Source organism: Gracilimonas sp. B-17 (assembly GCF_056857935.1).
This window is the reverse complement of the sequence record NZ_JBSXOA010000012.1, coordinates 1058282-1073641: the sequence shown is the minus strand read 5'-3', so window position 1 is coordinate 1073641 and position 15360 is coordinate 1058282. Positions and strand designations below refer to the sequence as shown.

13 protein-coding genes are annotated in these 15360 nt (G+C 37.4%); 4 read left to right on the top strand and 9 right to left on the bottom strand.

Features of this window, described 5'->3' with window-relative positions; translation table 11 throughout:
• Nucleotides 1-70: 70 nt before the first annotated feature.
• From AC13FX_RS12985 to AC13FX_RS12945, 9 genes are all read right to left on the bottom strand, one after another.
• The gene (locus tag AC13FX_RS12985) at nucleotides 71-1339 is read right to left on the bottom strand and encodes a BamA/TamA family outer membrane protein (protein WP_482881197.1); all 1269 of its coding nucleotides are present in this window, start codon (nucleotides 1337-1339) and stop codon (nucleotides 71-73) included.
• Between the two features lie 71 nt (nucleotides 1340-1410).
• Nucleotides 1411-1947 (bottom strand): HD domain-containing protein, encoded by a 537-nt coding sequence (locus AC13FX_RS12980; protein WP_482881196.1) that lies wholly within the window; start codon nucleotides 1945-1947, stop codon nucleotides 1411-1413.
• A gap of 2 nt (nucleotides 1948-1949) precedes the next feature.
• Nucleotides 1950-2294, bottom strand: a complete 345-nt coding sequence (locus AC13FX_RS12975; RefSeq protein ID WP_482881195.1) for a TM2 domain-containing protein — start codon at nucleotides 2292-2294, stop codon at nucleotides 1950-1952.
• On the bottom strand, nucleotides 2287-2598 hold the full coding sequence (locus tag AC13FX_RS12970) for a DUF2752 domain-containing protein (protein WP_482881194.1): 312 nt from the start codon (nucleotides 2596-2598) through the stop codon (nucleotides 2287-2289). Before AC13FX_RS12970 ends, AC13FX_RS12975 begins: the two co-directional genes overlap by 8 nt.
• 36 nt (nucleotides 2599-2634) lie before the next feature.
• Nucleotides 2635-3786, bottom strand: coding sequence for a hybrid sensor histidine kinase/response regulator (locus AC13FX_RS12965; protein ID WP_482881193.1), 1152 nt, complete (start codon nucleotides 3784-3786; stop codon nucleotides 2635-2637).
• Between the two features lie 152 nt (nucleotides 3787-3938).
• Entirely contained in the window at nucleotides 3939-4673 is a 735-nt protein-coding gene (locus AC13FX_RS12960) for a PspC domain-containing protein (protein ID WP_482881192.1), read from the bottom strand.
• A gap of 42 nt (nucleotides 4674-4715) precedes the next feature.
• Nucleotides 4716-5291 (bottom strand): 5-formyltetrahydrofolate cyclo-ligase, encoded by a 576-nt coding sequence (locus tag AC13FX_RS12955; protein WP_482881191.1) that lies wholly within the window; start codon nucleotides 5289-5291, stop codon nucleotides 4716-4718.
• Between the two features lies 1 nt (nucleotide 5292).
• Nucleotides 5293-6906 carry a bacillithiol biosynthesis cysteine-adding enzyme BshC gene (gene bshC, locus AC13FX_RS12950; RefSeq protein ID WP_482881190.1) on the bottom strand — a complete coding sequence of 538 codons (1614 nt, stop codon included), beginning with the start codon at nucleotides 6904-6906 and terminating at the stop codon, nucleotides 5293-5295.
• A gap of 3 nt (nucleotides 6907-6909) precedes the next feature.
• Complete coding sequence (locus AC13FX_RS12945) at nucleotides 6910-7488, bottom strand: bifunctional nuclease family protein (protein WP_482881189.1); 579 nt, start codon at nucleotides 7486-7488, stop codon at nucleotides 6910-6912.
• A gap of 265 nt (nucleotides 7489-7753) precedes the next feature.
• Here AC13FX_RS12945 and AC13FX_RS12940 point away from each other — a divergent pair, with 265 nt between their 5' ends.
• The 4 genes from AC13FX_RS12940 to AC13FX_RS12925 all read left to right on the top strand — a co-directional run bounded on the left by AC13FX_RS12940 (nucleotide 7754) and on the right by AC13FX_RS12925 (nucleotide 15359).
• Nucleotides 7754-8257: a hypothetical protein gene (locus AC13FX_RS12940; protein WP_482881188.1), complete on the top strand. Its 504-nt coding sequence runs from the start codon at nucleotides 7754-7756 to the stop codon at nucleotides 8255-8257.
• A 59-nt stretch (nucleotides 8258-8316) separates the two neighbouring features.
• Nucleotides 8317-8805: an outer membrane beta-barrel protein gene (locus AC13FX_RS12935; RefSeq protein ID WP_482881186.1), complete on the top strand. Its 489-nt coding sequence runs from the start codon at nucleotides 8317-8319 to the stop codon at nucleotides 8803-8805.
• A gap of 193 nt (nucleotides 8806-8998) precedes the next feature.
• Complete coding sequence (locus AC13FX_RS12930; RefSeq protein WP_482881185.1) at nucleotides 8999-12727, top strand: PAS domain S-box protein; 3729 nt, start codon at nucleotides 8999-9001, stop codon at nucleotides 12725-12727.
• Between the two features lie 79 nt (nucleotides 12728-12806).
• Nucleotides 12807-15359 (top strand): PAS domain S-box protein, encoded by a 2553-nt coding sequence (locus tag AC13FX_RS12925; protein WP_482881183.1) that lies wholly within the window; start codon nucleotides 12807-12809, stop codon nucleotides 15357-15359.
• Nucleotide 15360 lies beyond the last annotated feature (1 nt).

Here is a 15360-nt window from a genome sequence, read left to right as displayed (position 1 = left end):
AAATGCCCTAAAGAAAAAACCCGGGTCTTGAACGATTCGGGTTTTTTATTATTGATCTGATAAACATTGACTAAAATGTCGGATTTAAACGGAGCCAGAACACACTTTGGCCTCCTGTTCCTGAGATAGGCTTTGCAATTTCTAGTTTTAAAAATCCCAACCCTAATCCCATTCCTATATTATGAGAAAGATCACTGAACGAAATATCATAATGATCTAACGGGTTGCCCGACATTTCGAGATTGGAATTATAATTGGAATAACCGGAGTCCATAAAAATTGAGATAGTAGTGTTACTCAGATCCGGCCACGAGTTGCCATGTTCTCTACTGCTTCCAAATTCAAGTTCAAGATTACTTAATAGCATTTGATTCCCCTTCAACATTTTATAGCCAAAGGCTCTTAAACTACCAATTCCACCTAAAGCAAAGTTTTTATAATCAGGTGCTAGACCTGTAATACTTCCACCCATTATTCGCCATTTAAGTAAGGTACTTCTATCCAAACGAAGAAAAGATTTAGCTTCAGCTTGGTAGGAATTATAACGAAAATCATTATTGAAGCTTTCTATATTTGCCAATTCAGCTTTTGCCGATAGTGTGGTTTGTAATGTGGCATTGCTTCTGATTCCGTACGGGTTCAGTGTCACACCAACTGTGAGGTTCTGTTGCCCGATCTCATCAAATTGTGAATCAATAGCCGGATTTGGCCTCCATTCTGAATAGCGACTAAAAATTGAAAATTCTGTTTGCTGTTGCACAGAACTAACTGTCTGATTATTGTAGGCTAATCCAAGTTCAACATTTCTCAATGGTTTAAACATGGTATAGATTCCAAATCCTTCACTTTGTTGGTAATCCATGTAATCAAATCCGGTGAGAATGGAACTAACAGAATTTTCAAAGATCCCCGTACGCCAATAATCTTCGGTGGATGTGGTATGGTATAACTCTCCTCCTATCAACCACCACTTGCGATGATCTCCAATACTTTTCTCTGCACCAAGTGAATATTGAATGCCACCCATTGCTGTAGAAAAACCGACCAGACCGTGCAGATCTACATTTTCTACATTCAGAAAATTGGAGTTATTCCAGTCCATTTTATCTTCCTGATACCCAATGAATAATCCATCTACACGGTTATATCGTAGCATGGAAGTGACGGGAAAAGCGGAATAAATTGGGTTTTTAACACCAAAATTACTTTCTGTGTAAAATTCAGTGTCTAATCCTTCATACAGATCTACTGAGTAATGAAGTTTGTTCTCTAAATGCTGGGCATCAACGCTAATTGAATAGCTCAAAATTATGATAACTGCATAGTATAGTACTCTCATATTATCCTGTTTTGTTGATGTTTGTACCTCCGAGTAATTTACACCCTAACAGAATAATAAAAATCGCATAATCATGCTTTAAAAACTTGGATCAGGAACTGTATATGCTCTCTAAGCTCAACTCCTATCAACTCAGCCCCTTTTTTAATGTCGTCTCTTGGGACACTGGCTGCAAATTTTGAGTCTTTTAGTTTCTTTGTAACTGACTTTAACTTCATATCGTCAAACGCATTTGGCCTCATAAGTGACACTGCATTCATAAAGCCTGAAAGTTCGTCACATGCAAACAAATACCGTTCCAGCTCTGTTTCAGGCTGTTTACCGGTTCGTTCCGGTGCATGGGCTTTTACTGCTTCAATAACATCTTCTGTATACCCGTGTTCAGGTAAGATCTCATTAACGGCTTTATTTGGATGTTCATCAGGGAATTTTTCCCAATCGATGTCATGCAGAAGCCCTGCCTGCCACCAGTGTTCGACCTCCTCGTTATCCTTACCAAGGTGCTCGGCATAAGCCTCCATGGCTTTTGCCACCATTTCACAGTGCTTTATAAGGTTTTCATTTTCAATGTATTCCTTTAATAGATTGATAGAGTCTTTCCTGTCCATGATCATTTGATGTATGAGTGTACTTCTTTAGCAACTTCCCTGTTATACTGAAACGTAAGGTCTTTATAATTGATCAGGTCAACGATTGTACCTATTACACATAATCCACCTGTTAAAATATATAGTATACCCATACCAATTTGATTAAGTATCAAGCGATGAACACCAGCAATCAGAAAGAACCCGAGTAAACATGTGATCAAAATAGTTTGTGGATCTTTTCTTCTGCTTCGATACACATTGGCAAATTTTTCGGCTTCTTCCTCATTTAACTGAGTGATCAGTTTTCCAATATATAATGATTCGTCCCCTTCCAGTTCAGGTAAATAGTCGATTACATTAGCCATGTTTTTCCTTCTTTTCTGTTAGTTTAGTTGTGATCATATTTTTCCAAATAAATACGATCCTTAAAATTAATATGATTACCGCTGCAGGTCCTGCTAAATGGGACTCTAAAGCAGCGTTTATATTGCCTCTGAATGTATATGATATAGAGTGCCCGAGACCTTCTCCAGGGCAAAAATCTATTCCTACCCAGTCAAATAGGCAAAGACTGGTACCGGCATTATCTGGACTCATTACAGCCAATAGTATGAGCCCCAGACTAAAGACAAACCATTCCAAATGTCTCTTTAATTTTTTTACGGTCATAAACGGATACGTTCATTTTTATTTTTGGTTACCATATTATTCAATATTAGGGTCAACAGGTAACTTTATAAAAAAAGTAGTTCCAATATTTTCTTCTGATTCTACCCATATCTCACCGGAATGCATTGATACATACAGGTGTACGATATCCAATCCTAATCCTGTACCGGCTTCTCCTCCGGTTCCCATTCTGGAATATTGGATCTCACTATCAAACAGATCATCCTTCATACCTTTAGGGATTCCGATACCTGTATCATTAATTTCAAATAGGATCGATTTGCTCTCATCAATCTGACTCACAGAAACCGAAACAGTACCACGGGCCGGTGTAAATTTTAAAGCATTCGAAACAAGGTTATTTACAGCTATCTCAATTTTATTTTGATCAAGATTAGCTCGCAGATCTTCCGGTTCAACATTGTATTTCAAATCAATATCTTTAAGCATTGCTTTAGCCTTATTCATTGAGATGATACGTTCAATGACCTCGGTTACCTCAACATTCGCCAATTCTACTGACTCAGGTACCTTCTTTTTACTTTCCCTATCGAGAACTTCACGTACCATATTCAGGAGGTTGTTGCCGCTATTCTCGATCACTGAAAGCATATGTTTTCTTTCATCTGTCGTGATCTCATCAGTATCTCGCATTAACTTCACTAAGCCAATTATACCGGTAAGCGGATTCTTGATGTCATGACTCACCATTCTAACAAGATCATCCTTTTTCTTATTAAGCCTGCTAAGTTCAACTTCACGATCTTTCAGTATATCAATTCGATCGTTCAGTTGTTTCTGTAAATTTCTGATCTTTAAATGAGTATCGATTCTGGCTAAAGTCTCCTCTTTTTGGAATGGTTTTGTGATATAATCGACACCACCATATTTAAAAGCTTGAATTTTATCATCAGTTTCTGTCAAAGCACTTAGGAATATTACTGGAATATCCTCAAGACCATCCCGTGCTTTTATCTGCTTTACTGCTTCATATCCATCCATTTCAGGCATCATGATATCCATTAAAATCAGATCGGGATGGTTTTTCTCAGCAAGTTCAATGGCTTCTTTTCCATTTTGAGCCTTTATATGCTTATATCCTCCATTCTCCAGAACATGCGATAACAGTTTTAAATTGAGAACTGTATCATCAACAATGAGAATTAGGTTATCTTTGATATCAGACATGTGCCGATGTGTGGTTATAGATGATATTATTATCCTTCCTAATAAGTATATACTTCATACTTAGGAGTACTGAATAAACTAAAAAAGACACCTCTATAAAAGGGATGTCTTTAAAAAGTCATTATTAAGATCGGAACCAGAATAATTATGACCTAAAAATCAAAATCGTCCATTAGTTCTATAGGTTCTTTAGGCATTGCAATAGCCAATCCTATATATACTAACAAACTAGCTCCCCAACCCATTATAAATGCAGCCGCAAAAATAAATCGTACTACAGTAGAACTAATACCGAAATATTTGGCCAACCCGCCGCAAACTCCTGAAACCTTCTTGTCAGAACGAGATTTCATTAATTTTTTTGAATGCCGATAGCCATAAGAATCCAGACTATAGGACGATGAAGCAGTAGCTGATCGGCTTTGGTCACGATCGAGTGCGTTATTTAATCTAGAACCTGAACTCATACTTTCATCTTCAGACCCATGAATATCGCTGTAATTGCTGATATTTTTACCTTTATGGGCTTTTTTTCTGGCTTTTTTGATCTTTCGGGCTCGTTTTCTATCTCCCACTAAAAAACCAAACCCAACTAAGGTTATCAAAGCTCCACCTACTAATGGCAATACAGATGAACCAACCAATCCTTCTGTCAGTCCAGAAAGAAATCCTCCAGTCGGTAACCCTATGGTTTGTATGATAAAAGTGAAGGCAAGGAAGATCATAACCATTCCCGAAATCGTAGCAATATTCCAGATACTTTTACCGGTATCTTTTTCTTCATCTTTGAGGAATTCCTGCATGGTTGTATTTAACTCAAATTCGTCAAATTCCAACGTTGCCGTTCCCGTTTTGGATGCCGCTCTTTGTTTCGTTTGTTCAGCCATAATTTTTTCTTTGTTTTCCACTACGTTGCCAAAGTAATAATGTTACGTGTAAATCACTTCTTTCTCAGTAATAATTGCATCTAATTTTTCATCAAATGATTCCGTGGGTATTTCATTGAAGATAAAATCACTAAAAACCAGTCCTGCTTTAAATGCATCACTTTCACTTAAAAACCGATCATAGAACCCTTTTCCATACCCTAACCTGTTTCCAGACCTATCGGCTGCTGCCATGGGAACAATGATCAAATCCAGCTTTGATATATCAATTTCCTTGATGGTCTCCGGTTCCTTTATGCCCCATTTATTGTGTTTCAGATCGTTTACATCCGTTAGTAAGGAATGAATAAGTGTTCCGTCTTCAAAATTCGTGACCGGTACGATGAGCCTTTTGCCTGATGCCAATAATTCTGCAACCAATGAATCTGTTGCCACCTCATTTCTATCGTTCATTGACACATAAAGGTGAATAAACTGGGCCTTCCTGAATTCTTCTAATTCATGAACCTTTTCAATAATGAGGTCTGACTTACTTTGCCAGGTTTGAGAGTCAAACTGTTCTCTCTCTTTCAGTATCTTTTTTCTGAGTTCAGATTTTTTATTTCCGGTATCAGACATATCATAACTCTATCAAATGATGTTTAGTAAGGTCTATCCCCTGCTCATCCATCTCTTTAAGCAATTTGTGCCAAATATCTGTCCCATATTTATTCATAAAATAGATCGGAGAAACTGACCGCTCCTGAAGCCCCCCATCCGGAAACAAATTGATCTTGATCTTTTCTATCCTTTTCAGCTGCGTTTCTTCCTGTTGCTTTATAGATCGGTAAACCTTGCCTTTCAGTTTATTAAGTTCATTTTCGAAACCGGCAACTGTTTTACCCACTGTACCATCCAAAGTCGGATCGATCTCATCAATAACTTTAAGAGGTTTCTCTGCAGCTTGTTCGAGTTTGGTTTTCCATTCACTAAATATCTCTTCAAGGTCAACATTGTCGGTTTGTTCAACATAAGCTGATTCAAGATCCTCAATACGCTGATCATACTCACAAACCTTGAAAGGCAACTTCTCAAGGATCCTGGAAATACCTGATTCAATGATCGTTGCTGTGTATCTGGGAAGGATCAATGGCATCTCAAGTCCAAACACTTCATATAGAGAACGCATTTGACCATAATAAGCTAACTCTCCAGGACCTGCCACATAGCCTAGCGTTGGAAGTAGTTTGTCCTGAATTATTGGGCGCAGGAATACATTTGGAGAAAATGCCTCAGGTTTGTCTTTGATATCATTGACCAATTCACTGGTTGACCAATTTTTTCCCTGAGCAGTCCAGTTATCTCCACTTTTGTGGATCTTAACTCGCTTTGAATTTTCATCCAGATAAAAAAGATTTGAATCACCATTCAAAACCTGTCTATGAAATAAAGACTCCAGTTCTGCACTCTTTTCTTCAATGGCATCATAGATCGTCTCAGCAGAAGAAATGCTTTTAGCGAGTTCATCTGACAAAAGCTGTTTCAATCCCTTATGATTACTACCGGCTATCAACAATCCCTCTTTAGCAAACAATTCATTGATAAAACCGGCAAAAGCTTCCCCATGTGTTCTACCCGGTTTGTAATGGCGATCAAGGATATCCCAAAGTTCATCTGAAAAATCTGTATCAAACATTTCAGATCTTAAATTCTCTTTGATCTGTTCCAGGGTATCGTCCAAAACCTCCTTAAAAACCGGTATATCTTTACCCTGTTGTTGAAGGTAGATCTTTTTAAAATCATCGCGTCCGGATATACCAACCCATGAGATCTCTTCAAAATCATGATCTTCATCTGCCATCCAGAATACTGGAACAACAGGTTTACCTGTTTCCTTTTCAAATTTTTGAGCTAAAGCTATGGCACTTAATGTCTTATAAATGGTGAAGACCGGTCCGCCATATAAACCCAACTGCTGGCCGGTTACAACTGCAAGGGCATTATCTTGGGATAACTTTTCAAGTTGTACTGATTGATCTTCAGCTATACCCAATTTATCGTGATAGTCAGACAGTGCTTTAACCATCTTTTTTCTATCAACTGTTATGGAAGCTTTATTTGCTTTCTTTAATACATCCTCTTCAGAGAATGGATCATAGGGGTAAAAAGATTTTAGTTTATCAAAATCATTAAGGTAGGTAGTGAATAATTTTGAGTACGATAGTTCACTAAATGAACAGCCGGAAATATCCAAATCTTATCCTTTCATTTTTGAAATACGGTCTCTGATCTTTGCCGCTTTTTCATAATTTTCGGTTTCTATAGCAGTTTTAAGTTCTGCCTCAAGTTTTTCGAGTTGTGATAACTCTTTTTGACCCGGTGAGGTTTCATCACTGTTTAAAGCTTCTTCGATGGTCTTTTGTTCAGGTTCTGTTTTAATACCAGCCTCAATCAATACACTTTCATCCACAAAAATTGGTGCGTTGAATCTAACAGCAAGCGCAATAGCATCACTTGGTCTGGCATCTAACTCAACAACACCTTCTTCTTTTTCAAAAATAATCTTGGCAAAAAATGTTCCTTCATTGAGCTCATTTATGTAAACCTCTTTGATCTCAGCATCGAAATTCAGAACAAAATTCTTGAGCAGATCGTGGGTCATTGGTCGGGGTGGCTTGATATTTTCCAATTCCAATGCAATAGCCTGAGCTTCAAAAGAACCAATAATTATAGGTAGACGTTGGTTTCCCTCAGCCTCGCTTAATATCAGGGCATAAGCACCACCACTACTGGGACTGGTTGATAGTCCAAGTATCTCCATTAGAATCTTACTCAAAGCTTTACTCTTTTTGCTTAAAATTGACTTTATGAAGTTAATGATTTTTCTGTAAGTCTTAAACCAATCAGTATAATATTCCGTTTGTTTATAAATACCTCATTTGTATGAATAAATAGGATTCTTTCCTTCCCTACAACCATCATGATAAATAACTAAAGCCCTATCGCATGAACTGCCTAATCCTAACATGCGATACATTGCAATTAAAATGAATGGTAGTATCAGTTAAGTAATTTTTATTAATCAAACGCGTGAGGGCATTATGAAAGCTCTGAAATTATTTCTACTCGTTATTAGCCTGTTAGCCATGAGTTCCTGTACCATTTATGATAATGATGTTGAAGGTGAAGCTGATCTGGTTTATTCAAGTACCATTAATATCCGTGCAAACGATTTTGTTTTTGTTGATGATTATATAACAATGGCTGAATATGGGTGGGATAACTTAGATGAAGAGATGGTTGACTTTGGTTTGGTTCACGGATACCTCCGCTTCGAAGGAACAACTGCATGGCATGCCCTACCCTTTTCAGTTCCATTTGAGAATGACCTCGTAAATCTCAGGTATCAATTTGATATAGGGAGCTTCAATCTCATACTGGAAGGTGAGGTTGCAGGCAACAACCAGGCAAACGCTGACCTCTTTCATAACGACGTACTTAGAGTTATCGCTATACCTCCTTCTGCTATTGTACGAGGAAAAGGCGTTGATTACAGGAACTATCAACAAGTTATTGAGTTATATGGACTAGATGATATCCAATGATCTTACATTAATACAAAAGATCAAATTCAATCCTAATTCAATAAATAAATATGAAACCTATGAATTCAACACTAAAACTGAGTTTTATACTAGCAGCGATCATAAGTCTTACTTCGTTTTCACTACAAGCTCAGAATCTCCCTGAATCAGGTTCAATTGGACTAAGAGCTAACTTTACAGGACAAGCAAGTATCGAGCTTCCTTACATGCTAAATGATAATCTTTCATTAGCACCATATCTCGCAATTAATTCAACCCAAGACCAATCCACTAATTTCTCACTTGGGGTGAGGCCTCGTTATTATGTAAGCCAGGATAGAGCGCTGGCAACTTATGTAACTGGTGCTCTCGGTTTTTCAAATACGTCCTTCAGTAATAATAACATCAATTCTGTGACCAATTTTGATCTGGGCATTGGTTATGGAGCTGAATACTTTTTTTCTGATCAATTTAGTGTAAGTACGGACGCAAATCTGGGTACACGGTTTGGTGACAGTGATACAAATATATCAACTTTAGCAAGAGTATCAGCATCTATCTATTTCTGAAACAGATATTAGAGATCCCTGGAAAAGCCACAGTATTTCTGTGGCTTTTTTTATTTGCTTCAATATTTATAAGAATTATTTTATCCTGAAGTATTTTAATGAATTGGCTGGTTAATAATTTTATTCAAAATTTAATAACAGGGGACTCAATTCATTTGTTTATCATCTAATAAGGAAGGCATTTTGAGAGTATATGGTTGATCGGAAAAAAATAATAGAGATATTCAAGGCCTCCCCTACCCCTACTTCTATTCTTCAACCAAAAGATGGGGCTTACATTTACGTTCAGGTAAATGATGCTTATTGTGAAATGACTCAAACAACAGCCTCGGAACTTGTTGGATCCGGTCTATTTGAGAAATTCCCTGCAAATCCGGATGAAGCAGAACCACATGGCCCATCAAGACTTTTAAGTTCTTTTGAAAAGGTTTTAGAAACTAAAAAAACGGATAAGATCGATACCATCAGATATGACATTATGTTGGATGGTGATAGATTCAATGAAATATATTGGAAGGTGATCAACACTCCTGTATTGGATAAAGAGGGTAACGTTGAATTCATCATTAACTCCGCTACACCAAAAACCGAACAGGTATTGAGTGAGAGAGCCAGAAATCTCATGCTCAATAATACTGAAGATAGTTTTGTTTACCTGGACCTTAATCTGGATATCGTTGACTATAATTCTAAATTCTTTTTGAATTATAAAGACATCTTTGATAAAGAGATAAAACGAAACACAAATATTCTGGATCATGTACCCTCTGACAGAAAAAAAGAACTCTCCCAACTTTATAAATCGGTCCTATTAGGTGAAACCATTGAATATGATACCGTACTTGAAGATGTCATCGAAGGAAAACGGTATTTCACCGTCAAAAATAAACCTGCTATTGACGATGGTGAAATTGTAGGGGTCTTCATCTCATTACTGGAAAAAACCAATGAACAAGTTGCACGTTTAGAGGTCAAGAAAAATGAAGAAAGATTCAGGGCTTTGGTTGAAAATGGGAATGATATTGTTCTGATCCTTGACCCAAATGGAAATCCAAAATATGCGTCCCCTTCTACAGAGAATGTTCTGGGATATACTCAGGAAGAAATATTGAAATTAGACATCTTCAGTTCAGTACATCCTGAAGATGTAGAGATGGTTCAAAGTGAAATAAGTAAATGTTTAAATAAACCCGGAGAACCAATAAACGTAGCCCCTGCACGCTTAAAGGATAAGAATGGTAAATGGCGTTGGTTTCATGGTACTATTACAAATATGCTACATGATCCGGCTATAGAAGGAATTGTCGATAATTTCAGAGAGATCACGGAGCGTATTGAAGCTGAAAAGAAAGTAACCGAATCAAAAGAAAAATATGAATCCCTTATAGATACCATAGATGGCATCATTTGGGAAGTAGATTTTGAATCGTTGGCTGTTACCTATATAAGCAAGCAAATATCAGCGATTCTAGGTTATAAACCGGAAGATTGGCTGAATACCATTGATTTCTGGTCAGAACTACTATATCCTGATGATATTGAGGCCACTCTGGAAAAATATCATAAAGGAATAGAAGAAGGGAAAAATCATGAACTAGAATATAGAATCAGGCATTCTGATGGACATTATGTATGGATTAGAGACCTGATAACGGTAAAAGTACAGGATGAGACTCCGAGTTTGATACGGGGGCTAATGATGGATATCACTCAGGAGAAAGAATTACAGAGAAAACTTACGGATGCTTACCGGCTTTCTAAGATCGGAACATGGGAATTAGATCTATTGAATGATAAACTGATCTGGTCTAATTATGTAAAGGAACTACATGAAGTGCCGGATGATCATACTCCCGACCTTGAAACAGCTATAAATTATTATAAGGATGGCTGGAGCAAAAAACGGATCACTGAGGCAATTGAATCAGCCATTAATGAACAGAAATCTTTTGATGAAGAACTGATCCTCATTACTGCCAAGAACAACGAAAAATGGATACGAGCTGTCGGAAGACCTGAATTTGTAGATGGCAAGTGCATACGGGTGTATGGAAGTACTCAGGATATTACTGATCGAAAAACGACTGAGATCAAATTAACTCAAACAAACGAAGCACTCACAGAGAGGATCAAAGAACAGCGATGTTTATACAAGATTTCCAATCTGGATGAAAATAAGCTTCAGATTAATGAGCTACTGAAACAAGCCGTTAAGATCTTTCCAATGGGTATGCGGGAAACAGAACTTGCTCAGGTGCGGATCACCTGGAATGAAACTGAACACACTTCCCTTAACTTTAAAGGTTTCGGATCAACCCATATAATTTCAGAGCAGGTTTTGGGGGAACGATCAAATTTAGGAATTACGGTTGGTTATCCTGAATCCAAGGATCTTCCAGAGGATATTAAAATACTTAAAGAGGAAAAAGACCTTTTAAAGGCCGTTATTTATCAGCTGTTCCAAAAAATTGGTCAGATACTGAAAAAGGAAGAACTTCAGTCTGTACAGCATAAATACCGTAATGTAGTAGAATATTCAACCAACATGTTCTATCAACACGACACCCAGGGAGTTCTGACGTATGTCAGTCCACAAAGCAGCTGGTTTCTGGGATACCCTCCCAATAAAGCGAAGAAAAAGTGGACCGAGTTTATCACGGATCATCCACTAAATGCTATTGGTGAACAAAAAACACTGAAAGCCATCGAAACCGGAGAGATACAGGAGCCTTACGAGCTGGAATTATTTACCGGTGATGATCGGCTCATCTGGGTTGAAGTGCATGAAGCACCGATCAAGGAAGAAGGACAAGTTGTTGGTATTGTCGGGTCGCTTACAGACATTACTGACAGAAAACGTGTTGAAGACGACCTTAAAGCAAGTCTTGAAAGGTTTGAATTTGTTAAAAAAGCCACAAGAGACGCAATTTATGACTGGGATATTGCTAATGACCAGCTCATTTGGAGTGATGGTTTCAATGCCCTATTCGGTTATGATCCCCTATCCCATGGAAATCTGGATCTATGGAAACAGCATGTTCATCCCGATGATTTATTAGATGTGAAACAGGACCTTGAATTCACATTAAATGACTCATCAATGAATCAGTGGACCATTGAATACAGATACAAACGAGATAATGGGACCTACGCAAACATCATTGAAAATGGTTATATAGTAAGAAATGAGGATGGTGAAGCTTTAAGAATGATCGGAGCCTTACGTGATATAACTGAACAGAAACTCACGGAAGAAGAACTCAAAACCTCTTTAAAAGAAAAAGAAACACTTCTTGCAGAGATCCACCATAGAGTGAAAAACAACCTTGCCGTTGTTTCAGGCATGATGCAGCTTCAGGCTTTTGAATCTCATAATAGTTCAGTTCAGGAACAATTATATGATAGTGTTGTGAGGATCAAAACCATGGCCACTGTTCATGAGCTACTTTACCAATCAAATAGCTTTTCTCAGCTTGATTTCTCTGACACTCTTAAAAAACTGGTCCAAAACGTAACCGATACACTACAATCTGAAGAAGAGGTAACTGTTGAATTTAATTCCGTTCCTGTTAAACTGAATATCAATCAGGCAATACCAACTTCGCTGATCGTCAATGAAGTTATCACAAATGCTTTTAAACATGCCTTTAAAGGGATCAAGGATTGTAAAATAACCATAACCCTTGACCAGAGTGGTGAAGACGTTTCTATCACGATTATTGACAATGGAACAGGAATGCCTGATGATATCAGCTCATCAAAAGAATCATCTTTAGGTTTCCATTTGATCAATTTGCTATCAGATCAGGTAAACGCTGATAAAGTCTATGGAAATAATGAAAATGGAGCGGGCACACTGTTTAAAATCAAATTTGCAAAACAAGACGACAAAAAAGGTATTGGCAGTTCATCAGTTACTTAAGTAAAATATGAACCTCTCCAATTTCATTAGGGATATTGGGATCCACCATTTAACCTCTTTATAGTTTCTTTTACAATTAATGGCAATCACAGATCAAATTTACAACTCCCCAATCATTGGTTATGCTGAACTTAGTGTTGGACCCGTAAAAAAACATTCCGGCGTTGATCTTACAGTGACCCGCATTAATAAAAGGTTAGAGGACCTCTCTTGTAAATCTCGATCTGAGATCATAAATAAACCGGTTTCCCATTTGTTTCCGGATCTTAAAGCAGATGCATACTGGAGTGATCTGGTTAACGAGATACTAAGTAATGGCAAAACTAAAACTTATAACAAATTTTTCAGTTCACTTAATAAAGAATTGAATATTCAGTTATGGTCTGATCGTACGAAGACGGTCGAACTCTTAATTACAGTAGCTGATCACGGATCTAACGCACTACAAAAAAGCAATGATGTACAAATAGAAAACCTGAATTTTGTGTTTGATAACCTGCCTCAAAGTATCTTTGTGATCCAGGTTACTGATCAAAATGAGTTCAAGATCATAGATTTTAACCGCACTCAGCTTGATTATTTAAACATGGAACGAAACGAGGTGCAGGGGAAATTTTTTCATGAAATATTTCCGGATGAACTTACAGAAAAAGTTAAGAGTCAGTATAATCGTTGTTTACAAAAACGTACCCAGATCACTTACGAAGAAAATGTAGAAATGCCGGGGCTTAATGAGCGATCCTACCTTACCACTCTTACGCCTGTTATTGGTCCAGATGGAAAAGTTCATACGATCGTTGGTAATTCTGTTGATATTACTGTCAGAAAAGAAGCTGAAAAAGCACTTATAAGAGAGCAAAAGTTCAATGAGGCACTTTTAGAGACTGCAACTGACGGTATCATTGCATGCGATGAAAATGGAACGCTTGTTTTATTTAATCAAGCCGCTAAGAGGTGGCATGGCAAGGATATGAAGCCAATATCTGTAAAAGAAGCAGTTGAGCCATATGATCTCTACCACTTTGATGGAAAGACCCCGTTAGAACCGCACGAAATACCGCTTCAAAGGGCTTTTGAGGGAGAAACCATCTATAACGAAGAAATAGCTATTAATGCCACTGGGCAGCCAATCCGTTATCTCTCAACTGCAGGATCTCCTGTTCTTGACAAACAAGGGAATAAAATTGGTGCTGTTGTAATTATGCGTGACATAACTGAGACTTTAGCCCAACGTGAAGCTCTTAAAAAGAGTGAACAAAGATTCAAAACGCTTGCTTACAATACACCGGGTGTTATATATCTATGTGAAAATGATGAGACTTATTCTATGAATTTCATCAATGATCAGGTAAAAGAACTAACTGGTTATCCCTCAAAAGCATTTATCAATAATAAAGTTAGCTTTGTTGAGCTTTATCACCCGGAAGATGAAGAACGTATCTATTCTATTGTTGATGAAGCGATTTCCAGAAAAGAGTCTTTTCAGTTGAGCTATCGTATAAGGCATCGGTCCGGCGAATGGAAGTGGGTTCTTGAAACAGGAATAGGTATTTACAATGACGAGGGAGAATTAACCCAAATAGAGGGTTATTTGACTGACATAACACAACAAAAAGAAGCAGAAGAACTGGCACACATTGCTAATCAACAGTTATCTTTTCATTTGCAAAATTCTCCTTTGGCTGTCATAGTTTCTGATGAGAACTTTAAAGTTAAAGAGTGGTCAAAAAGTGCGGAAGAATTATTTGGTTGGACGGAAAAGGAAGTCCTCCAAATGAATAATGAGGAATGGGAATTTACCCATAAAGATGACCAGACACATGTTAACGAAAAAATAAGCGAACTTACACGGGGAGATATACCAAGAAATCTTAGTGTGAATCGTAATTACACAAAAGATGGAATAATTTTGCATTGCGAATGGTACAATTCGGTTATGTTTGATTCCAGTGGAGAGATCGTATCAATATTCTCCCTTGTTCATGATATTTCTGATAGGATTGAAAAGGAAAAAGAACTTGAGGCATCACTGAAGGAAAAGAATATTCTTCTCGCTGAGATCCATCATCGCGTTAAGAATAACCTAGCCGTGGTATCAGGAATGATGCAGCTTCAGGCTTTCGAAACGGACAACGAGACCCTGCAAGGTAAACTTTTTGACAGTGTGGTTCGCATAAAGTCAATTGCCTCGGTTCATGAGATTTTATATCAATCAAACAGTTTTTCAGATCTAAATTTTTCAGAAACGGTCGAAAAATTAGTTGAAAATATTTCTTCAACCCTTCAAACTACTATACCTGTCGAGATCAGCTATGATACCGATCCTATTAATCTGGATATCAATAAGGCCATACCTGCAGCCTTGGTGATCAACGAAGTAGTTACTAATGCCTATAAACATGCTTTTACCAACAAAAAACAGGGAAAGATCAGTTTTAAGATAAGTGATAGAAACGGATCAGTGGAAATTATCATACAAGATAATGGCAAAGGTATAGAACATACAGATCTTGAAAATAACCAATCACTTGGAATGCAATTGATCAGAGAGATCTCAAGTCAGATTTATGGGCAATACACTTACAGAAAGGGTAAAAACGGTACTGAATTCAGACTTACATTTGAAAGATAAT

Bases quoted from the DNA above. Each gene is read 5' to 3' on its own strand.
- AC13FX_RS12960 (WP_482881192.1), bottom strand. From the start codon at position 4,673: ATGGCTGAACAAACGAAACAAAGAGCGGCATCCAAAACGGGAACGGCA.
- AC13FX_RS12980 (WP_482881196.1), bottom strand. From the start codon at position 1,947: ATGGACAGGAAAGACTCTATCAATCTATTAAAGGAATACATTGAAAAT.
- AC13FX_RS12970 (WP_482881194.1), bottom strand. From the start codon at position 2,598: ATGACCGTAAAAAAATTAAAGAGACATTTGGAATGGTTTGTCTTTAGT.
- AC13FX_RS12930 (WP_482881185.1), top strand. From the start codon at position 8,999: ATGGTTGATCGGAAAAAAATAATAGAGATATTCAAGGCCTCCCCTACC.
- AC13FX_RS12935 (WP_482881186.1), top strand. From the start codon at position 8,317: ATGAATTCAACACTAAAACTGAGTTTTATACTAGCAGCGATCATAAGT.
- AC13FX_RS12985 (WP_482881197.1), bottom strand. From the start codon at position 1,339: ATGAGAGTACTATACTATGCAGTTATCATAATTTTGAGCTATTCAATT.
- AC13FX_RS12955 (WP_482881191.1), bottom strand. From the start codon at position 5,291: ATGTCTGATACCGGAAATAAAAAATCTGAACTCAGAAAAAAGATACTG.
- AC13FX_RS12925 (WP_482881183.1), top strand. From the start codon at position 12,807: ATGGCAATCACAGATCAAATTTACAACTCCCCAATCATTGGTTATGCT.
- AC13FX_RS12965 (WP_482881193.1), bottom strand. From the start codon at position 3,786: ATGTCTGATATCAAAGATAACCTAATTCTCATTGTTGATGATACAGTT.
- AC13FX_RS12940 (WP_482881188.1), top strand. From the start codon at position 7,754: ATGAAAGCTCTGAAATTATTTCTACTCGTTATTAGCCTGTTAGCCATG.
- AC13FX_RS12975 (WP_482881195.1), bottom strand. From the start codon at position 2,294: ATGGCTAATGTAATCGACTATTTACCTGAACTGGAAGGGGACGAATCA.